This window comes from Geodermatophilus sabuli (assembly GCF_900215145.1).
Taxonomy (GTDB): domain Bacteria; phylum Actinomycetota; class Actinomycetes; order Mycobacteriales; family Geodermatophilaceae; genus Geodermatophilus; species Geodermatophilus sabuli.
In genome coordinates, this window is sequence record NZ_OBDO01000008.1 from 99,292 (window position 1) to 118,492 (window position 19,201).

Consider the following 19,201-nt stretch of genomic DNA (forward strand, 5'->3'; position numbering starts at 1 on the left):
GGGCGAGTCCTTCGGCAGCCGCGGCTCCTTCTGCGGCATCCCGCACCGCCGTCACGACGAGGCGCGTCCGGGCGAGGTCGTGGTGCTCGGGGCACCGTTCGACTGGGGCGCGAGCTACCGGCCCGGGGCCCGCTTCGGTCCGCGAGCGATCCGTGAGGCGGACTACCTGCCGCCGGACGGCAGGCGGCCACACCTGAGCACCGGCATCGACCCGCTGTTCGAACTGCCCGTCGTCGACGCCGGGGACATCCCCGTCGTCGGCGGGCACATCGAGCCGTCCCTGGAGCTCATCGAGAGCTGGGTCCACACCGTGGCCGCGGCCGGCGCCATCCCGATCGTGCTGGGCGGTGACCACACCATCACCTACCCCGACGCGACCGGGGTCGCCCGTCACCACGGCTTCGGCAACGTGGCGCTGATCCACTTCGACGCCCACGCCGACACCGCTCCGCACCAGTGGGGTCACCTCTACGGGCACGGCACCCCGATGCGCCGCCTGATCGAGTCCGGCGCGGTCCCCGGGCATCGGTTCGTCCAGATCGGGCTACGGGGCTACTGGCCACCGCCCGAGGTGGTCGCGTGGATGGAGGAGCAACGGATGCGCACCTTCTTCATGGACGAGATCAACGAGCGCGGTCTGGACCCGGTGGTCGACGAGGCCGTCGACCACGCCCTGACGGGTGGGGCGGAGGCGGTGTTCCTGTCCCTGGACATCGACGTCGTCGACCCCGGCATGGCGCCCGGCACCGGAACGCCCGAGCCCGGAGGGATCCTCGCCCGCGAGTTCCTCCCCACCGTGCGGAGGCTGGCCCGGGAGCTCAACGTCGTGGGCGCCGACATCGTCGAGGTGGCGCCGCACTACGACCAGCCCATGAACATCACCGCCGCGCTGGCCAACCGGGTCGTGCTGGAGATGACCACCGGGATGGTCGAGCGACGCCGTCTCACCGAGGAGATGTCAGCCCTCGACGTCGGTGACGTCGACCCGGCGCGACCCGTCGACGCCGGCTGAGCGGAGGCGGACGTGAGGCCGGATCCATGATCGCGGCCGGGCCGGGGCCCGCCGTCGCCCCGGCCCGGGCCCTGAGCCCGGGCCGGGTCGCGGCCGCGATGGCGTCGATGTCGGTCGTCGTCCACGTCCTGGTTCTCGACGCGTCCTCGCTGGGGTCACTGGCCATGACCGTCATGGGCGTGGCCTGCCTGCCCTGCGCATGGCACCTGTGGCGGCGGCCGACCCCCGGGGTGTGGCGAACGACCGCCACGGTGGACGGCGGGATGCTGCTGCTGCACGTCCAGGGGCTCGGTGGTCACGGACACCACGGTGCAGACCCGGGACCCGCAGCCGTCGGTTCCCCGAGCGCGCTGATGTGGGCGGGAGTCGCCCTGGTGGGCGGCCAGGTCGTCCTGGCCGCGGTCGTGCTCCTGGGCCGCCGGGCCCGTCGCCGACCGTCGCCGCCCGCGCCCGCGGACCGGGCGCCCGCCGCGCCGGGGTCGGCTCGCCTCCGCGACGCGGCCGCCCCTGACGAGCGCACCGCCGTCCAGTCGATCAAGCTGGGGACGTGAGCGACGGAAACAGCGGCTACGTCACCGGCGGCGAGTACAACCGCGACTCGAACTACATCCCCGACCGGATCACCGCCGACGGCTCCGGCGGCTGGCCGGTGGAGGCCGGCCGCTACCGGCTGGTCGTGGCGCGCGCCTGCCCGTGGGCCAACCGGGCGGTCATCGTGCGTCGCCTGCTGGGCCTGGAGAAGGTCATCTCGATGGGCATGTGCGGGCCCACCCACGACGAGCGCAGCTGGACCTTCGACCTCGACCCCGGCGGCCGCGACCCCGTGCTGGGCTACGAGCGGCTGCAGGAGGCCTTCCTCGCCCGCTTCCCCGACTACGACCGCGGCATCACCGTGCCGACGATCGTCGACGTCCCCACGGGGCAGGTGGTCACCAACGACTTCGCGCAGATGACGCTGGACCTCTCCATCGAGTGGACGGCGTTCCACCGCGACGGCGCCCCCGACCTCTACCCCGAGGCGCTGCGCGAGGAGATGGACGACGTCATGCAGCGCGTCTACACCGAGGTCAACAACGGGGTGTACCGCTGCGGGTTCGCCGGTGACCAGGCCGCCTACGACACGGCCTACGCCCGGCTGTTCACCGCGCTGGACTGGCTCACCGAGCGCCTGTCGACCCGGCGGTTCCTCATGGGCGGCTCGATCACCGAGGCCGACGTCCGGCTGTTCACCACGCTGGTCCGCTTCGACGCCGTCTACCACGGCCACTTCAAGTGCAACCGGCAGAAGCTGAGCGAGATGCCGGTGCTGTGGGCCTACGCCCGCGACCTGTTCCAGACCCCGGGCTTCGGCGACACGATCGACTTCCCGCAGATCAAGGAGCACTACTACGTCGTCCACGCCGACATCAACCCGACCCAGGTGATCCCGCAGGGTCCGGACACCGCGAACTGGCTGACCCCGCACGGCCGCGAGGAGCTCGGCGGCGCCCCGTTCGGCGACGGCACCCCGCCCGGGCCGCCGTCGGCGGACGAGACGGTCCCGGCCGACTCCGGACCGGGCGGCCTCGGCCACCGCTGAGCCCCCGGGGGCACACATGGCCCTTTCTGCCCGTGGGCCCGCGCGCCGGCACCTCGAGGACGGCCGGCGCGCGGCCGACCGACTGCACCGGATGCGCCGATCCGCTCCCCGGGGGCGGCACGATCGGGGCATGCGCCGCCGCGTGACCGCCGCCCTGACTCTCCTCGTGCTCACCCTGCCGGCCTGCGAGACCGGGTCGCCGGACGCCGGCTCGACGAGTGGACCCGCTGCCCCGGGCGGCGCGACGGCCGGTCGCAGCGTGATCCTGGTCAGCGGGGACGGCATGGCCGCCGCCCACCGGGAGGCCGGGCGGCTGGACCAGGAGGGACCCGGCGGCCGGCTGGCCATGGACGCCCTGCCGGTCAGCGGCCGGCTGACCACCGATCCCGCCGTCTCCGACGTCACCGACTCCGCCGCGGCCGCCACGGCGTGGGCCACCGGCCAGACGACCTACAACGGCGCGATCAGCGTGGATCTCGACGGCGAGCCGCTGCCGACGCTGGGCGCCGAGGTGGCGGCCGCCGGGAAGGCCACGGGCCTGGTGACGACGGCCGAGGTCACCGACGCCTCCCCCGCCGCGTTCTTCAGCAACGCCGAGGACCGCGACGAGCAGGAGTCCATCGCCCGCCAGTACCTGGAGGAGGGCGGGCCCTCCGTCGTCCTCGGCGGCGGCGCCGACGTGTGGGAGGACGAGGGTCTGACCGACCGGGCGCGGGACCTCGGCTACGAGTACGTCGCCACCGCCGGGGGGCTCGCCTCCGCCGCCGACAGCGACCGGCTGCTCGGCCTGTTCGCCGACGAGGTGCTGTACGACGAGGACAGCCCGGAGGTGTCGCTGGCGACCATGACCGCCACCGCCCTGCAGGTGCTGTCCGCGGACGCGGACGGGTTCTTCCTGTTCGTCGAGGAGGAGGGCGTCGACAGCGCCGGCCACGACAACGACGGCGGGTTGCTGCTGGAGTCGATGCGCTCCCTGGACGACGCGGTGCAGGTCGCCCGGGACTTCGTCGCCACCCACCCCGACACGCTGCTGGTCGTCACCGGCGACCACGAGACCGGCGGGCTGACCGTCGACGACGGGACACCGTCGACCGGCGGGGACGACTCCTCCCGCGGCCGCGGGACGGGCCGGGGCGGCGAGGGGCCGTTCCCGGTGGCCGGCAGCGACGACACCTTCCGGCTGCGGTGGAGCACCGACGGCCACACCGGGGAGCCGGTCCCGGTGACCGCCGAGGGACCGGGCAGCGAACAGCTGACCGGCACCCACCCCAACACCCACCTGCACGAGGTCATGCGCGCCGCCCTGCTCGGCTAGCACCCTCCCCCCGCGGCTCCGCCCACCGGTCCCGGTCCCGGCGCGCCGGCTGCGCCGCCGACGCCTCCGAGACCTCCGAGGTCGACGCCGAGGACGAGCGGGTCGTGGTCGCTGGAGCGGTACGGGTCGGGCGCGTAGAGGGCGGGGTCGCCGTCGTACTGGTACGCCGCGGACTCGACCGCGTTGACGTTCCAGTGCGCCAGCCCGGTCACCTGCGCGGTGAGGGACGGCGTGGCGAGCGCGTGGTCCAGGGAGCCGGACCGGCCGTCGAACACGTAGCTGTACCGGCCGGGGTCGAAGCGCTCGCCGAGCTCGGTGAGGCCGGCGTCCCGCAGCGCCCGGACCGGGTCCTCCTGGGAGTAGGCGTTGAGGTCGCCGAGGACGACGACGTCCGGGTCGGTGGCGCTCAGCCGCTCGACGAACGCCGCCAGCGAGCGCGCCTGCCGGACCCGGTCCCCGTTCCAGGCGCCCTGCCCGTCGCCGCTGTCGGCGTTGTCGCCGGTGGCCGCGTCACCGGAGCCCTTGGACTTGAAGTGGTTGGCGACGACGGTGACCGCCTCGCCGTCCCGGGCGAAGGTCTGCGCGATCGGCTCGCGGGCGTTGCCCCACACCGTCTCGTCGACCAGCCCCACCGGGTCGCCGACGGGGGTGACGACGTCGGCGCGGTACACGATCGCGTTGCGGATCGCGTCGCGGTCCACGCCGTACAGCTCGGCCGGCATCGGCACGTACGCCCACTGCTCCCCGGTGCGCTGCCGGAGCCGGTCGACCAGGTCGGCCAGCGCCCGGTCGGCGTCGCCGGGGCGGTAGCCGGTGGAGTCGGTGTCCTCGATCTCCAGCAGGCCGACGACGTCGGCGTCCAGGCCGTCGATCGCCGCGACCACCTTGGCGGCCTGCTCCTCGAACTCCGCGTCGGTGCGGGCACCGCGGGCATCGGGGCCGCTGCGGGTCAGGAAGTAGTTGAGCACGTTGAACGCGCCGATCCGCAGGTCGCCGCCGACGTCGTCCGGGGCGCCCGGGCGGGTGTCCTGCGGCGCGAACACGCCCTCGGCGGTGCCGTCGGCCGGCTGCAGCCGGTAGCTGCCGAACCCCTGACCGAGGACGACCGGCTCGGCGAACCGGACCTCGTCGCCCACCCGCACCGGCGTCTCCGGTGACAGGTACGGGCGCGTCCTGGGGCTCACCCGGGCGCTGAGGCCGTCGTCGAGGAGGAGGCGCCGGCGCGCGTCGTAGGCGGCCACCGCCTGCGCGGGCGGGCCGGGCCGGGCCACCTCGGTGGGCTGCACCAGCACCCCGCCCTCGGACAGCGTGAGCTCGCCGAAGCTGACCAGGTCGAACACGTCGCTCACCGTCAGGACGTCGGCCGGCTCGACGAGCATCCCCTCCAGGCGCTCGCGGGTCGGGTCGCCGGCGGGCAGGTCGAGGACGGCGGCGTCCGGGAGGTCGGCGCCCTCCGCGCAGACGGCGACGTCGGTACGCGCGCTGACCTGCGTCTGGCCGCCGAACTCCTGCGCCTCGCCGGTGACCGTGACGGTGTCGCCGAGCACGACGTCGACCGGGCTGAACACGAAGACGCCGTCGGAGGTGGCCTCGTCGCCGTCGCCGTCCGGGTCCTGCAGGGCGAAGCCGGACAGGCCGGGCAGGTCCCCGACGACGACGCCGGAGACGGTGACCTGCTGCCCGACGAGCGGGGTGGTGTCACCGCTGCCCTGCACCTGGCCGATCTCGTGCGTCGGGGCGGCGGCGCAGTCGACGGCGGCGTGCGCGGCGGCCGGGAGGCCGGCGAGGACGAGGACGCCGGCACCCAGGGCGGCACGGCTGGCGGACGGGAGCACGGGGCGCTCCTCTCGTCGGGACGACGCTGTCCCTCACGGTAGGTGCCCCCGCGGTGACCTGCCGCCCGGACGGCCTCGCCGCACGCGCATGTCGAGGCGCTTCCGGAGCCGCCATCGGCCAGGCTGGGACGGTGGCGTCCGGCCCTCCCCTCGACCTGCCGAGCGCGGGGCCGGAGCCGATCCCGTTCGACGTCGCCCTCGCCGCCGTCCTGGGCTACGTGCGCGGCCGGCGGCCGCTGCGCTTCCGGTCGCCGAGCGTGCCGCAGGGCCGGTGGCTGCAGGTCGCCGCCTTCGGCTACGTCCGCTTCGACGGCCGGCCGCGCGCCACGGGCCCGCTGGGCGAGGACGACCTGCTGGCCGCCGAGTGCCTGCACGGCCGGCTGTCCCGCGACGGCTGGACGGCGGTGCGCGGGGCGCTGGACGACGTCCGTGACCTGGCCGACGCCGCGACGGAGCGGGCCGCCGGCCGGGCGTTCTGGGAGCTGCCGACCGAGGAGTTCTCGGTGCTCGGTGAGCCGGGGACCGTGGGGGCCGCGCTGCGATCGCTGTCCCGGCTCGGCTCGGTGCGGGACTCCAGCTACGTGGCGGCCGCACTGCACCACCGGCGCCCGGAGCTGTTCCCGCTGCTCGACGGCACGACGCTGCGCCAGTTCTGGCCGCACGTCGAGGAGGGCGACAGCGGGGTCGCGGCCGTGGTGCACCGGGAGCTCGTCGCCAACGCCGACGGGTTCGCCGCGCTGGAGGCGGCGCTGCGCTCACTGCTCGGGACGCCGGGCCCCGGGCGGCTGCGGTGGCACGACGTCCTGGTGTGGCTCAGCGGCAGCCTGCGGCTGACCCACGCCGTCGCGCTGGGCCGGTCGACCGCGGAGTGGACCGGCCGGGACTGACGCTCACACGATGCGGATCCGGAGCCGCCGGAAGCCGCGGCCCTTGTTCTCCATCTTGGCGACCTCGACCCGGCCGACCATCGCCGTCGACGCGACGTGCGTGCCGCCGTCGGCCTGGGTGTCGAGGCCGACGATGTCGACGATCCGCACCACCTCGATGTCGGGCGGGAGCAGGTTGGTGGCCGTCCGGATGATGTCGGGGATCGCGAACGCCTCCTCCCGCGGCAGGGTCGTCACCTCGATGCGGCGGTCGGCGGCGATCTCGGCGTTGACCGCCTCAGCCACCCGCTCCTTGAAGTCGGCCGGCACCTCGGCCAGGTCGAAGTCCATCCGCGCGGTCAGCGGCTCCATGTTGCCGCCGGTGACCAGCGCGCCGAAGTCACGGAAGACGACGCCGGTGAGCACGTGCAGGCCGGAGTGGGTGCGCATCAGCTGCGTGCGCCGCTCGTCGTCCAGCGCGCCGCGGACCGCCGTCCCGGGCGGTGGCACCGGGTCCCCCTCCACCGGGACGAGGTACAGCTCGTCGCCCTTGCGGGTGCCGGCGATCCGGGTGCGGACGCCGCCCCACAGCAACACGCCCTCGTCCGGCGGCTGCCCGCCGCCTCCGGGGTAGAAGGCGCTGCGGTCGAGGACGATCCCCTGCTCCGGGTCGGCCGCCACCACGGTCGCGTCCCACTCCCGGACGGTCGCGTCGGCGAGGTCGAGCCGGTGGGTGTGGCCGTGTCGGTCCGTCGCGCTGGTCACCCCGCGCATGCTGCCGCGTGTGGCGGCCGAGCGGCACCCTCCGACGTCCACGACCATGGCCGTCCACTCCCCCGCCACCGGCGCCCTGCTCGCCGTCGCCACCCGCGCCGAACTCCGCCGCGCCGCCGGAGACACCCGCCGCCGACGGAGAGGACGGAGCAGCCCCGCCGGCCCAGCGGCCCGCTGTCGACGCGCCGACATGTCGACCCGTGCACGGAGCGAGAAGCCGACATGCGGACAAGGCGACGAGTCGACGCGCCCCCTAGCCGACGGCCCCGGCCTGCGGCCCCCACCGCCGACCTCCCGCTACCGGCCGACCGCCACCCAGCGCCGGTTCGTCCGCGCCCGCGACCGCCGCTGCCGCTGGCCCGGCTGCCGCCGCCCACCCGCACGCCACGACCTCGACCACGCCACCCCGCACGCCGACGGCGGCCCGACCACGTGCTGGAACCTGTGCTGCCTGTGCCGCACCCACCACCGCATCACGACCTTCGCCCCCGGCTGGGCCTTCCACCTCTTCCCCGACGGCCGTCTGCTCGTCCGCACCCCCTCCGGCACCACCCGCATCAGCACCCCACCCGGCTGGCACCCCTGGCCCGAACCCGACCCACCCTGGCTCGACGAGACCGCACCCCCCGACCCCCGGACCGACTGACCACGACGGCCGCCGGAGGAGGCGGTCAGGGAGTGTGGGCCACGGCAGCGTCCGGCCGGGCGTCGAACGCGGGTCCGGGGCGTGGCCGCCGGAGTGCGGCGCGTGGCGGCCCGTCGGCCACGACGCCCCGGTGCCGGGAGAACGGCGCCCCCAGGGACCTCGGGCCGTTGCCAGGCCGGGCCCTGCCGAGGACGCTGAGTGGCGCGGCGCTGCCGCACGGGCACCGCCGTCTCCTTCGAGAGTCCCCTCTGGAGAGGAAGTGGTGGCATGTATGCCCGTTCGACCACCATCCACGGCAACCCCCAGGCCATGGACGACGGGATCGCCTACGTCCGTGACGAGGTGATGCCCATGGTCCACCAGATGGACGGCTGCGTCGGCCTGTCGATGCTCGCCGACCGTCAGACCGGCCACTGCATCGTCACGACGTCCTGGCGGGACATGGAGGCGATGCACGCCAGCGCGGAGGGCGTGCGGGCGTCCCGCGAGAAGGCGGCGGAGATCTTCGGTGGTCAACCGGAGGTGCACGAGTGGGAGGTCGCCGTCATGCACCGGACCCACGAGGCGCACCACGGCGCCTGTACCCGCCTCACCTGGATCCGCGCCGATCCCGACGCGATGGGCCGCACGCTCGACGCGTTCCGCATGTCCCTGATGCCCCGGATAGAGGAACTCCCCGGGTTCTGCAGCGTCAGCCTGATGATGCACCCCGCCGAGGGGATGGCCGTCTCCGCCGTCACCTACGACAGCCGCACCGACATGGAGGAGACCCGCGAGCAGGCGCGTGGCCTGCGTGACGAGTTCGCGCCGGCCATGGGCATCGCGATCACCGACATCGCCGAGTTCGAGCTCGTCCTCGCCCACCTGCGGGTGCCCGAGACCGTCTGATCGCGCACCGGCCGGTGTCCGCGGCGCGGCGAGCACCGGCCGGGGCACCGCTCGGAGCACCGGTCGGGGGCCACCTCCACCGGCCCAGCCCATTGCCACACCCCCGGAAGGCGAGCAGGCTCCGAATCGCGGCGATGCCGCAGGGGCCTCGCCGCCTCCCGGAGAGGAGTGGTGGCATGTACGCCCGAACGACCACCGTCCGCGGCAACCCCGGGGCGATCGACGAGGCGACCGCCTACATGCGGGACCAGGTGATGCCGAAGGTGCAGCAGATGGAGGGCTGCGTCGGCCTGTCGATGCTGGCCGACCGCCATTCCGGTCGCTGCATCGTGACGTCGGCGTGGGAGACCGAGGAGGCGATGCGCGCCACGATGGACCGCGTGGGGCCCATGCGGGACGAGGCCAGCCGGATCCTCGGCGGGCAGCCCGAGGTGCAGGTCTGGGAGATCGCCGTCCTGCACCGTGCGCACCAGGCTCCTGACGGGGCCTGCACCCGGGTGACCTGGAGCCGCACCGACCCGTCGAACGTCGAGCGGGTCGTCGACGCCTACAAGATGAGCCTGCTGCCCCGGTTGGAGGAGATGGACGGTTTCTGCAGCGCCAGCCTGATGATGGACCGGCGGGAGGGCCGCGGCGCCGGCGCGGTCACCTACGCCGACCGGGCCACGATGGAGCAGTCGCGCACCAACGCGACGGCGGTCCGGGAGGAGTTCGCCGCGGCGATGGGAGCGCAGATCCTCGAGGTCGCCGAGTTCGAGCTGGTCCTGCACCACCTGCGGGTCCCCGAGACCGTCTGAAGGAGGCCCCTCCTCACTGCTCGCAGGCTCGCGGCGAGCCTCTGGACGGGCCATGGCGGGGCGGGGACCGGCGGTCCCCGCCCCGCGCGTTCAGACGACGCGGGTGAGCGCCGGCCACAACCCGTCGGGCCCGTCGGCCAGCAGCCCGACGCCCAGCACCGTGGCCCAGGTGAGCTCCGACCCCGCCTCGTCCCGCCACGACCAGCACCGCCGGGTGAGATGGTGCAGCCGGTGCTCCTGGGTGAAACCGATCGCCCCGTGCACCTGGTGCGCCAGCCGCGCCACCACCTCGACCGCGGCCCCGGCGCGCACCTTCGCCGCGGCGGCGGCCAGGACGACGTCCTCACCGCGCGCCAGCGTCTGGACGGCGGCGTCCACCAGGGCCGTGACCGCGGTGACCTCCCCCGCCATCTCCGCCAGCTCCATCTGGACCGCCTGGAAGCGCGCGATCGGCCGGCCGAACTGCTCCCGCTCGCCCGCGTACCGCACGGTCAGGTCGAGCACCTGCTCCAGCGCCGCGGCCAGCTGCACCGCCCGCGCCAGCGCGTACCGGGCCCGCACCTCCGCCGCCCGCGCCGGGCTCAGCAGCGCACCACGGGCCGGCGCACCCCCGAGCACCAGCGACCCGCGCGGCTCCCCGGCGAGGTTGCGCGCCTCGCTGGTCGCCAGCCCCTCGGCGTCCACCAGCGCCAGGACGGCGCCCTCGATGCCCGCCGGCGCGGCGGCGAGGACGGCGACGTGCCGCGCGACCCCCGACCAGGCGACGTCGGTGGCGGTGCCGGTGAGCGTCCAGCGCCCCGGCCCGTCGCCGTCGTCGACCGGTTCGGCGTGCACCACACCACCCGTCGCGATGGTCAGCGGTTCCTCGGGTGAGGGCAGGTCCAGGTCGGCGGCGAGCAGCGCGGGCCCGGCCACCAGCAGCTGCTCGGCCACCGGCACCGCGGCCGCGCCGGCGGCCAGCGTGCGCACGACCGCGACCGCGTCGGACAGCTCACCACCGGAGCCGCCGGCCTCCTCGGGCAGCCCGACCCCGGTCAGCCCGGCGTCGGCCAGGTCGGCCCACAGCCCGGCGTCCCACGGCCGCTCGGGCGTCAGCGCGAACGCCTCGTGCGCGGCGAGGATGTCCCGGACGGTCCCGACCACCAGGTCGGCGTGCTCACTCATCGCAGCCCCCGGCTCGACTCCGACCTCGTCCCGCTCCTCGCTCGGCCGTCGTCATCGCAGCCCCAGCCCGCGCGCCACGATCCCCCGGAGGATCTCGTTCGTCCCGCCCCGCAGCGTGTAGCCCGGCGCGTGCAGCTGCGCCTCGGCCAGCGCCCGGCCCAGCGGATCGGGCGAGTCCAGCGACGGGACCACCGCGACCACCCGCCGGATCTCGTCGATGACGTCGGCCTCGAACGTCGTCCCCACGTCCTTGACGAGGGCAGCCGGGATGTCGGGTACCTCTCCTCGGTCCAGCGCGGCGGCGATCCGCAGGGACAGCTGCCGCAGCGCCAGCAGCCGCGCCGACAGCCGGCCGAGGGTGGCCTGCTGCGCGGCGTCGCCGGAGTCGCAGGCGCGGCGGGCGAACTCGGCGAGCAGCGGGTAGGTCGACAGGAACCGCTCGGGCCCGGACCGCTCGAACGCCAGCTCCGCGGTCACCTGGTGCCAGCCCGCGCCCTCCTCGCCGAGCAGCATGTCCCCGGGGACGACGACGTCGTCGAAGACCACCTCGTTGAAGTGGTGCCCGCCGTCGAGGATCCGGATCGGGTTCACCGTGATGCCCGGCAGCGACAGGTCCACCAGCAGCTGGGAGAGGCCGGCGTGCCGGTCGGCCGGGTCCAGCGGCGAGGTGCGCACCAGCACGATCCCGTAGTGCGAGGCGTGCGCGTTGGACGTCCACACCTTGGCGCCGTTCACCACCCAGTCACCGCCGGCGTCGCGGGTGGCGCGGGTGCGGATGGAGGCGAGGTCGGAGCCGGAGTCCGGCTCGCTCATCCCGATGACGAAGTAGCACTCACCCGCGGCGATCCGCGGCAGGATCGCCTGCCGCTGCGCCTCGGTGCCGTAGCGCAGCAGGTTCGGCCCCGACTGCCGGTCGGCGATCCAGTGCGCGGCCACCGGCGCCCCGGCGGCGAGCAGCTCCTCGGTGACCGCGTAGCGCTCCATCGCCGAGCGCTCGTGCCCGCCGTAGCGCTGCGGCCACGTCATGCCGAGCCAGCCGCGCTGTCCGAGCTTCCTGGAGAACGCCGGGTCCACGCCGGACAGCCAGGTGTCGACGTGTGTGGTGAACGTGCCCGCGGCCAGCTCGGCGGCGAGGAACTCCCGCACCTCCGCGCGCACCCGCTCGGCGGCTTCGGACGGCGGCGCGGGCGCCAGGGCCAGCGAGCTGCTCATGCGGTGCGATCCCCCCACGTCGGTGTGGTGCTCCTCCGACGTCGGTTCTACAGGCCCCCGCCGACGGCGGCCTGTCCGGAGCCCGCGCAGAAGGGGGTCAGTTGGTCCACGCGTCGTCGTCCTGGTCGGGACCGCGGGTGATCTGGCGCAGCTCGGACACGACGTCCCCGGCCACCGAGGCCAGCGAGGTCACCGCGCCGGTCACCAGCCGCCGCACCCCGGCACCGTCCAGGCCGATCAGCGCGCCGAACCCGGCGGCGACGTCCACCCCGGGAAAGGCCGCCGCCGGTTCACGCGCCTGCGCCTCGGCCAGCTCCGGCGACCAGCGCATCGCGTCACCGGACATCGTGATGTCACCGGTGGCGCCGTCGATCGACTCGACCACCGGGTTGGGCGCTCCCCGGTCCTGGGAACGTTCCATGGCCGCCTCCCGCGCCGCAGTGCCTCCGCCGATGGTCGCGCGCCGGGTGCCCCGGCGCCAGAGGCGTCGTCGACGCCCCGGGGATCAGGGCAGCCGTGTGATGGCCAGCAGCGCCACGTCGTCGGCCCGCACCCCGCCGGCGAGGTCGGCCAGCAGCCGGTCGCACAGCTCGTCCGGGTCGGCCGTCCCGGCTCCGGCGGCGGCCGCCAGCAGGGCCTCGAGGCCGACGTCGAGGTCGGCGTCGCGGCTCTCGACCAGGCCGTCGGTGTAGAGCACCAGCGTGGCCCCCGGCGGCAGCACCCCGGCCCACTCCGCCGCGGGAGCCGGCGCCGGCGGCGCTCCCAGCATCCGGCTCGGCCGCACGTCGAGCAGCTCGGCGTGCCCGCGCGACACCAGCAGCGGCGGCAGGTGCCCGGCCGAGGCGATGCGCAGCTGCCCGGTGGCCGGGTCCAGGGAGACGAACAGTGCGGTGGCCATCCGCTGCAGGCCCAGCAGCGACCACCCGGCCTGCAGCCGGTCGATGACCGCGCTCGGCGGCGGCCGGTCGACCAGCAGCGAGCGGTACACGCTGCGCAGCTGCCCCATGACGGCGGCCGCGGTGATGTCGTGCCCGACCACGTCCCCGACCGCCAGCGCCACCTGCGCGCCGGGCAGCGGGACGACGTCGTAGAAGTCCCCGCCGACGTCGGCGCCGAGGCTGGCCGCCACGTACCGGACCGCGACCGCGAGCCCGGGCACCTCCGGCGGCACCGGGGGCAGCAGGTTGCGCTGCAGCGTGTGGGAGGTGTGCTCCTCGCGCTCGAACCGCTGCGCCTTGTCGACCACCTGCGAGACCTGCAGCGCCAGCTGTTCGGCGACCTCGACGTCGGCCGCGGTGAACGGCCGGCGCCACCGGTCGGCGGCCAGCGTCAGGACGCCGAGCGGGCGCCCCTCGGCCACCAGGGGGACGCACACCAGGCTGGCCAGCTGCAGCGACCGGGCCAGCTCCAGGTGCCGCTCGTCGCTGGTGACCTCGGCGAGGAACCGGTCGGTGACCTGCCGGACCCACACCGTCCGCCCCTCCACCATGGCGCGCACGCTCGGGTGCGGGGTCCCCCGGTTGGGCAGGTGCCGTTCCTGCAGCTCGGCGACCACCGCCTGCCGCGCCGGGTCGCCGTGCCGCGCCGCGGGCCGGGTGAGCCCCTGCTCGCCGGCCAGGTCGATGACGCAGAGGTCGGCCAGCCGGGGCACGGCCAGCTCCGCCAGCAGCTCCGCGGTCTCCGCCACCCCGACGGCCGAGGCCATCAGCCGGGCGGCGTCGAGCAGGAACGCCGAGCGCGCCGCCTGCTGCGCCGTCTCCTCGTACAGCCGCACGCGCTCCAGCGCCTGGCCGGCCTGCCGGCCCACCGTCTCGAGCAGCTCCGTGTCGGCCCGCGACAGCGACCCGCGGTGCCCCGGCTCGGTGAGGTCGATCAGCTCGCTGTCCCCCACCGCGCCCAGCAGCAGCACCAGCGCGCCCAGGTGCCGGCTGTCGGCGTTCACGGCGACGACGACGAGCGCCTCCTGGCCGGCGTCGGCCAGGGCCCGGGCGAGCTCCGGCCACACGGCCCGCATGCCCGCCCCGAGCGGCACCGTGTGCGCCCCGCCACCGCGCACCAGCTCCGCGCCGCCCGCGGCGGCCGCCGCCATCGCCTCCAGCAGGTCGGCCGGGATGCCGTCGCTGGCCACCAGCTCGATCGGCGGCACCGACGGCCCCGGCCGGGTCGTGGCCCGCCGCTCGGCGGCCAGCCACAGCCCCGCCCCACTGGCGCCGACGGCCTCCCGGGCCCGGGAGACGGCCACGCCCGCCACCTCGCGGGCGCTGGTGGCCGCGGCCAGCTCGGAGACGACCTGCTGCACCGTGCGCGACCGCGCCTCGGACTCCGCGGCCGCACGCTGGGCCGCCAGCAGCGCCCGCTCGTACCGGCGGCGCGACGTCGCCTCGAACACCGTCGTCCGCAGCAGCACCGGCGCACCGGTGTCGTCGCGGACCTCCACCGCGTTCACCAGGCACGGCAGCAGCGACCCGTCGCCCCGGACGACGTCGAGCGCCACCTCCCGCACCGCGCCCTGCATCCGCAGCAGCGGCGCCAGGTGGGTCTCGTAGAACACCCGGCCACCCGTGCTGAGCAGGTCCTGGAACCGCGTGCCGAAGAGGTCCCCGGCGTCCCGTCCGGTCCACTCGCAGAAGGTGCGGTTGACCTTGACCACCCGACCGTCGGGGAGGGTGGAGACGTACCCGCACGGCGCGCTCTCGTAGAGCTCGGCCGGGTCGTCGTCGAGCAGCCGGGACAGCTCGGTCGGGGGCGGGTCGCCGCGGTGGTCCATGGCGGGGCTCAGCGGCCGAGGAAGGCCCGGATCGCCGCGGTGGTCTCCTCCGGTGCGGACAGGTTCGGGCAGTGCCCCGTCGCTGACAGCTGGGTGAACACGCTGCCGGGCACGTGCTCGTGCACGTAGCGGCCCACCGTCTCCGGCGCGATCACGTCGTCGCTGCACTGCAGCACCAGCGTGGGCACGTGCACGTCCGCCAGGTCGGCGCGGTTGTCGGAGAGGAAGGTGATCCGGGCGAACCGGCGGGCGATGTCGGGGTCGGTCCGGCAGAAGCTGTTGGTCAGCTCGGCGGCGAGCTCCGGGCGGCCGGGGTTGCCCATGATCACCGGCGCCATCGCCTCGGACCAGCCGAGGTGGTTGCTGTCCAGGTTCTCGATCAGCCCGGCGATGTCGGCACGGGAGAAGCCGCCGGTGTAGTCGCCGTCGTCGACGTAGCGGGGGCTGGGGCCGACCATCACCAGCGCCCCGAACAGCTCGGGGGCCTGCTGCACGGCCAGCACGCCGATCATCGCGCTCACCGAGTGGCCGACGAAGACGACGTCGGTCAGCTCCAGCTCCCGGCACAGCTCCACGACGTCGGCGGCGTACCCGCGCAGCGAGCCGTACCGCTGCGGGTCGTAGGCCGCCAGGTCCGACTGACCGAACCCCACGTGGTCGAAGAGGACGACGCGGTGGTCGGCCTCGAACTCCGGGGCGACGAAGCGCCACATCGACTGGTCGCAGCCGAACCCGTGGGCGAAGAGCATGGGGCGACCTGTGGGCAGACCGCTGACACGGACCCGGTTCCGCATGACCACGCTCACCGGCTGACGGTAGCCGGACCGGCCCCTCCCCGTCCCCTGCCCCTACGCCGCGCCGGATGCCGGACACCGGATCCCCGGTGCCGCGCGTGCGGCACCGGGGAGGCCCGTGGGCGGGGCGGTCGGTCAGTAGCGCGACGTGCCGCAGTCGGTGCAGCGCTTGCGCGGCGGGTCGGTGACCCGCTGGCAGTTCGGGCAGGTCCAGGCGCTGCGGTCCGGACGCGGGCGGGTGCGCGTCCCGGGCGCGGGCAGGTCTCGGCGGGACAGGGTCTGCGTCGTCATGGCTGCCTCCTCGGGGTACGCGATCGAACGGTAGGCAACCGACGTGTCACGGAGGTGACCTCCCGGTTGCCGTCCTGATCGGCGTCTGTGACCTCGGATGCGGCCGGCGGGCGGCGATGAGTCCCGGCCGCGCGGGGAGTCCCCACGACGTGCGCGCCACCTTCGTCCTCGTGCCCGGCGCCGGCGGGCAGGCCTGGTACTGGCACCGGCTGGTGCCCGAGCTGGAGCGGCGCGGCTGTGCCGCCGTACCGGTCGAGCTGCCCGCCGCGGACGACGCCGCCGGACTCCCCCGGTACACGCAGGTGGTCCTCGACGCGCTCGGCGACACCCCCACCCGGCCGCTGGTCGTCGTCGCCCAGTCGATGGGCGGGCTCACCGCGCCCCTGGTCTGCACCCGTGTGCCGGTCGACCTGCTGGTCCTGCTCAACGCGATGGTGCCGCGGCCGGGTGAGAGCGGCGGGGAGTGGTGGGCGGCCACCGGGCAGGCGGAGGCCCGGGCGCAGGCGGCCCGGGACGACGGCCGGCCGTACGACCCCGACGACCTCGACGCCGCCTTCACCCACGACGTCCCGGCCGAGGTCCTGGCCGGCGGCCCGGCGCCGGCCGACCAGTCCGGGACGCCGTTCGCCGACCCCTGGCCGCTGGACCGGTGGCCGGACGTCCCCACCCGCGTGCTGGCCGGCCGCGACGACCGCTTCTTCCCGGTGGCCTTCCAGCGGCGGGTGGCCGCCGAGCGGCTGGGGCTGCCGGTCGACGAGGTCCCCGGCGGGCACCTGGTCGCGCTGAGCCGGCCGGCCGAGCTCGCCGGCCGTCTGGTGGCGTACCTGGACGAGCTGTGACCTGGCTCCGCGAGGTCGCGCGGGAGCGCCTGCCGCCACGGACGGGAATGCGGGGGCACCATGGGCGTTTGCCTTGTCCCGTGCCTGTTCTCCGATCAGGACGACGCCGACAGAGAGAGCGCAGTGCCGACGACGCAGCCCGAGGTCGTTCCCCATCCGGACATCGACGCCGAACAGCAGTACGTGAAGGAGCTCTACGGCCGACTCGACGCCGCCCGTGACCTGGCGGCGCACCGGCTGAAGCAGGCCATCTCCTGGCCCGCGGTCGACCCGCAGGCCCTGCAGGAGCGCGACGCCACCGTGCGGTTCCAGACCGAGCGGGTCACCGCCCTCGACGCGGCGGAGGCCGGCCTGTGCGTGGGCCGGATCGACCGCCGCGAGGACGGCCCGCTCTACATCGGCCGGATCGGCCTGGCCGCCGACGACGCCGGCGGCGACCCCGCCCTGGTCGACTGGCGGGCACCCGCGGCCCGCCCCTTCTACACCGCCACCCCGGTGCACCCGCTGGGCGTGGACCGGCGGCGGCACATCCGCACCCGAGGGCGCACCGTCGTCCGGCTCGACGACGAGGTGCTCACCGGCGGGGTCGCGACCTCCGGCCTCACCGGCGAGGCCGCGCTCATGGCCGCGCTGGACACCGCCCGCACCGGCCGGATGACCGACATCGTCCGCACCATCCAGGCCGAGCAGGACCGCATCATCCGCGCCGACGACCGCGGCGTCCTCGTCGTCCAGGGCGGGCCGGGCACCGGCAAGACCGCGGTCGCCCTGCACCGGGCGGCCTACCTGCTCTACACCCACCGCGAGCGGCTGGCCCGCCGCGGCCTGCTCGTCGTCGGCCCGACGCCGACGTTCCTGCGCTACATCGCCGACGTGCTGCCCTCCCTCGGCGAGACCGGCGTGCTGCTGTCCGGGCTGGGCCAGCTGCGCCCCGGCCTGGACGCCCGCGGGGTCGAGGCACCGGAGGTGGCCGCGGTCAAGGGCCGGCTGGAGATGGTGGACGTGCTGCGGGCCGCCGTCACCGACCGGCAGGTCGTGCCCGACGGGCCCCGCGAGATCACCATCGACGGCTTCGCGCTGCGGCTGCGGCCGATCGACGTCCGGCGGGCCCAGAACGCCGCCCGCAAGGCCGACCGGCTGCACAACCTCGCCCGCCCCGAGTTCGCCCGCCGCATCGTCGACACCCTGGCCAAGCGCTACGCGGAGCGGATCGGCGCCGACGTCCGCGGCGGGGTCAACCTGCTCGACGGGGAGGACGTCGCCGCGCTGCGCAAGGAGGTCGCCGACGACCACGCCGTCCGGGCGCTGGTCGAGGAGCTGTGGCCGGTGCTCACCCCCGAGCGGCTGCTGCGCGACCTCTACGCCGACCCGGCCCGGATCGAGCGCGCCACCCCGGGGTGGGACGCCGCCACGCGGGTGCTGCTGCACCGGGCGCGGTCCGCGCCGTGGACGCCGGCCGACGTCCCACTGCTGGAGGAGGCCGAGGAGCTGCTCGGCTTCGACGACAGCGCCCAGCGCGCCCGCGCCGAGCGGGACCGCCGCCGCCGGCTGGCCGAGGCCCAGGAGACCCTCGACGTGCTGCACGGCTCGCGGTCGGTCGACCTCGAGGACGAGCACCTGGAGGCCGAGGTGCTCAGCGCCGGCGACCTCATCGGCGCCGAGGAGCTGGCCGAGCGGCACCAGACGGTCGACACCCGCACCACCGCCGAGCGGGCCGCCGCCGACCGCACCTGGACCTTCGGCCACGTCGTCGTCGACGAGGCGCAGGAGCTCTCCCCCATGGCCTGGCGGCTGCTGGTCCGCCGCTGCCCGACCCGCTCGATGACCGCCGTCGGCGACCTGGCACAGACCGGCACGCTGGCCGGGGCGTCGGCGTGGGCGGAGACGCTGGAACCGCACGTCGGCAGCGCGTGGCGGCTGGAGGAGCTGACCGTCAACTACCGCACGCCGGCCGAGATCATGGCCGTCGCCGGCGACGTCCTCGCCGCCGGCGGCACCGGCGCGACCGCCCCGCGGTCGGTCCGGCCCGGCACCGAGACGCCGTGGGCCGAGGTGATCGGCGCCGACGCGCTGGCCGGCCGGGTCGCCGACGTGGTGGCGGGGTGGACGGCGCACGAGGGCACCACCGCGGTCGTCGTGCCGGCGAGCCGGGTCGCGGAGGTGGCCGCCGCGGTCGCCCAGCGGGTGGACGGCGTCTCCTCCGGTCCCGAGGCCGACTCCTCACGAGGTCCGGTGGTGATCACCCCGACCGAGGCCAAGGGGCTGGAGTTCGACGCGGTGCTCGTCGTCGACCCGCAGGCGGTCCTCGACGAGGGGGTGCGCGGGCACAACGACCTCTACGTCGCGCTCACCCGCTCCACGCAGCGGCTCGGGGTGCTCTCCCCCGGCCCGCTGCCCGCGGAGCTGGCCCGCCTGGCCTGAG

At 75.4% G+C, this 19,201-nt stretch carries 18 protein-coding genes; 10 read left to right on the plus strand and 8 right to left on the minus strand.

Features of this window, described 5'->3' with window-relative positions; translation table 11 throughout:
* Window positions 1–82: 82 nt before the first annotated feature.
* From speB to CRP39_RS17635, 4 genes are all read left to right on the plus strand, one after another.
* Window positions 83–1,012, plus strand: a complete 930-nt coding sequence (gene speB / locus CRP39_RS17620; protein ID WP_245853946.1) for an agmatinase — start codon at window positions 83–85, stop codon at window positions 1,010–1,012.
* A 26-nt stretch (window positions 1,013–1,038) separates the two neighbouring features.
* Entirely contained in the window at window positions 1,039–1,563 is a 525-nt protein-coding gene (locus tag CRP39_RS17625) for a hypothetical protein (RefSeq protein WP_097207685.1), read from the plus strand.
* Window positions 1,560–2,591, plus strand: coding sequence for a glutathione S-transferase family protein (locus CRP39_RS17630; RefSeq protein ID WP_097207686.1), 1,032 nt, complete (start codon window positions 1,560–1,562; stop codon window positions 2,589–2,591). The genes CRP39_RS17625 and CRP39_RS17630 overlap by 4 nt, the downstream gene beginning before the upstream one ends.
* Window positions 2,592–2,721: 130 nt before the next feature.
* Window positions 2,722–3,906: an alkaline phosphatase gene (locus CRP39_RS17635; protein ID WP_097207687.1), complete on the plus strand. Its 1,185-nt coding sequence runs from the start codon at window positions 2,722–2,724 to the stop codon at window positions 3,904–3,906.
* Here CRP39_RS17635 and CRP39_RS17640 read toward each other — a convergent pair.
* Window positions 3,903–5,741, minus strand: a complete 1,839-nt coding sequence (locus CRP39_RS17640) for an ExeM/NucH family extracellular endonuclease (RefSeq protein ID WP_143426690.1) — start codon at window positions 5,739–5,741, stop codon at window positions 3,903–3,905. The two genes, CRP39_RS17635 and CRP39_RS17640, sit on opposite strands and share 4 nt — an antisense overlap.
* 131 nt (window positions 5,742–5,872) lie before the next feature.
* On the opposite strand from CRP39_RS17640, the gene CRP39_RS17645 reads away from it, so the two are divergent.
* Complete coding sequence (locus CRP39_RS17645) at window positions 5,873–6,628, plus strand: DUF6308 family protein (RefSeq protein ID WP_097207688.1); 756 nt, start codon at window positions 5,873–5,875, stop codon at window positions 6,626–6,628.
* A gap of 3 nt (window positions 6,629–6,631) precedes the next feature.
* Here the strand turns inward: CRP39_RS17645 and CRP39_RS17650 are convergent, their stop codons facing one another.
* Window positions 6,632–7,372, minus strand: coding sequence for an alanyl-tRNA editing protein (locus CRP39_RS17650; RefSeq protein WP_216359790.1), 741 nt, complete (start codon window positions 7,370–7,372; stop codon window positions 6,632–6,634).
* 199 nt (window positions 7,373–7,571) lie between these two features.
* On the opposite strand from CRP39_RS17650, the gene CRP39_RS17655 reads away from it, so the two are divergent.
* The 3 genes from CRP39_RS17655 to CRP39_RS17665 all read left to right on the plus strand — a co-directional run bounded on the left by CRP39_RS17655 (window position 7,572) and on the right by CRP39_RS17665 (window position 9,712).
* The gene (locus tag CRP39_RS17655) at window positions 7,572–8,027 is read left to right on the plus strand and encodes an HNH endonuclease signature motif containing protein (protein ID WP_143426691.1); all 456 of its coding nucleotides are present in this window, start codon (window positions 7,572–7,574) and stop codon (window positions 8,025–8,027) included.
* 267 nt (window positions 8,028–8,294) lie between these two features.
* A complete protein-coding gene (locus CRP39_RS17660) occupies window positions 8,295–8,915 on the plus strand; it encodes an antibiotic biosynthesis monooxygenase (protein ID WP_097207691.1) in 621 nt (206 codons plus the stop codon).
* Between the two features lie 176 nt (window positions 8,916–9,091).
* Window positions 9,092–9,712, plus strand: coding sequence for a putative quinol monooxygenase (locus CRP39_RS17665; protein WP_097207692.1), 621 nt, complete (start codon window positions 9,092–9,094; stop codon window positions 9,710–9,712).
* Window positions 9,713–9,802: 90 nt separating this feature from the next.
* Here CRP39_RS17665 and CRP39_RS17670 read toward each other — a convergent pair whose 3' ends face one another.
* The 6 genes from CRP39_RS17670 to CRP39_RS26955 form a co-directional block, all read right to left on the minus strand.
* On the minus strand, window positions 9,803–10,876 hold the full coding sequence (locus tag CRP39_RS17670) for an acyl-CoA dehydrogenase family protein (RefSeq protein WP_097207693.1): 1,074 nt from the start codon (window positions 10,874–10,876) through the stop codon (window positions 9,803–9,805).
* A 51-nt stretch (window positions 10,877–10,927) separates the two neighbouring features.
* Window positions 10,928–12,088: an acyl-CoA dehydrogenase family protein gene (locus tag CRP39_RS17675; protein WP_097207694.1), complete on the minus strand. Its 1,161-nt coding sequence runs from the start codon at window positions 12,086–12,088 to the stop codon at window positions 10,928–10,930.
* A 97-nt stretch (window positions 12,089–12,185) separates the two neighbouring features.
* Window positions 12,186–12,509, minus strand: coding sequence for a hypothetical protein (locus CRP39_RS17680; RefSeq protein ID WP_097207695.1), 324 nt, complete (start codon window positions 12,507–12,509; stop codon window positions 12,186–12,188).
* Between the two features lie 84 nt (window positions 12,510–12,593).
* Window positions 12,594–14,855, minus strand: coding sequence for a SpoIIE family protein phosphatase (locus CRP39_RS28105; RefSeq protein ID WP_097207696.1), 2,262 nt, complete (start codon window positions 14,853–14,855; stop codon window positions 12,594–12,596).
* 8 nt (window positions 14,856–14,863) lie between these two features.
* Window positions 14,864–15,604 carry an alpha/beta fold hydrolase gene (locus CRP39_RS17690; protein WP_172442502.1) on the minus strand — a complete coding sequence of 247 codons (741 nt, stop codon included), beginning with the start codon at window positions 15,602–15,604 and terminating at the stop codon, window positions 14,864–14,866.
* A 180-nt stretch (window positions 15,605–15,784) separates the two neighbouring features.
* Window positions 15,785–15,940: a hypothetical protein gene (locus tag CRP39_RS26955; RefSeq protein WP_172442503.1), complete on the minus strand. Its 156-nt coding sequence runs from the start codon at window positions 15,938–15,940 to the stop codon at window positions 15,785–15,787.
* A 149-nt stretch (window positions 15,941–16,089) separates the two neighbouring features.
* Here CRP39_RS26955 and CRP39_RS17695 point away from each other — a divergent pair, with 149 nt between their 5' ends.
* On the plus strand, window positions 16,090–16,779 hold the full coding sequence (locus CRP39_RS17695; protein WP_216359791.1) for an alpha/beta fold hydrolase: 690 nt from the start codon (window positions 16,090–16,092) through the stop codon (window positions 16,777–16,779).
* Between the two features lie 123 nt (window positions 16,780–16,902).
* Window positions 16,903–19,200, plus strand: a complete 2,298-nt coding sequence (locus tag CRP39_RS17700) for a HelD family protein (RefSeq protein WP_216359792.1) — start codon at window positions 16,903–16,905, stop codon at window positions 19,198–19,200.
* Window position 19,201 lies beyond the last annotated feature (1 nt).

Coding starts and splice junctions, on each gene's coding strand:
- CRP39_RS17675 (WP_097207694.1), bottom strand. CDS start 12,088: ATGAGCAGCTCGCTGGCCCTGGCGCCCGCGCCGCCGTCCGAAGCCGCC.
- CRP39_RS17680 (WP_097207695.1), bottom strand. CDS start 12,509: ATGGAACGTTCCCAGGACCGGGGAGCGCCCAACCCGGTGGTCGAGTCG.
- CRP39_RS17665 (WP_097207692.1), top strand. CDS start 9,092: ATGTACGCCCGAACGACCACCGTCCGCGGCAACCCCGGGGCGATCGAC.
- CRP39_RS17670 (WP_097207693.1), bottom strand. CDS start 10,876: ATGAGTGAGCACGCCGACCTGGTGGTCGGGACCGTCCGGGACATCCTC.
- CRP39_RS17625 (WP_097207685.1), top strand. CDS start 1,039: ATGATCGCGGCCGGGCCGGGGCCCGCCGTCGCCCCGGCCCGGGCCCTG.
- CRP39_RS26955 (WP_172442503.1), bottom strand. CDS start 15,940: ATGACGACGCAGACCCTGTCCCGCCGAGACCTGCCCGCGCCCGGGACG.
- CRP39_RS28105 (WP_097207696.1), bottom strand. CDS start 14,855: ATGGACCACCGCGGCGACCCGCCCCCGACCGAGCTGTCCCGGCTGCTC.
- CRP39_RS17690 (WP_172442502.1), bottom strand. CDS start 15,604: ATGCTCTTCGCCCACGGGTTCGGCTGCGACCAGTCGATGTGGCGCTTC.
- CRP39_RS17660 (WP_097207691.1), top strand. CDS start 8,295: ATGTATGCCCGTTCGACCACCATCCACGGCAACCCCCAGGCCATGGAC.
- CRP39_RS17635 (WP_097207687.1), top strand. CDS start 2,722: ATGCGCCGCCGCGTGACCGCCGCCCTGACTCTCCTCGTGCTCACCCTG.
- CRP39_RS17655 (WP_143426691.1), top strand. CDS start 7,572: ATGTCGACCCGTGCACGGAGCGAGAAGCCGACATGCGGACAAGGCGAC.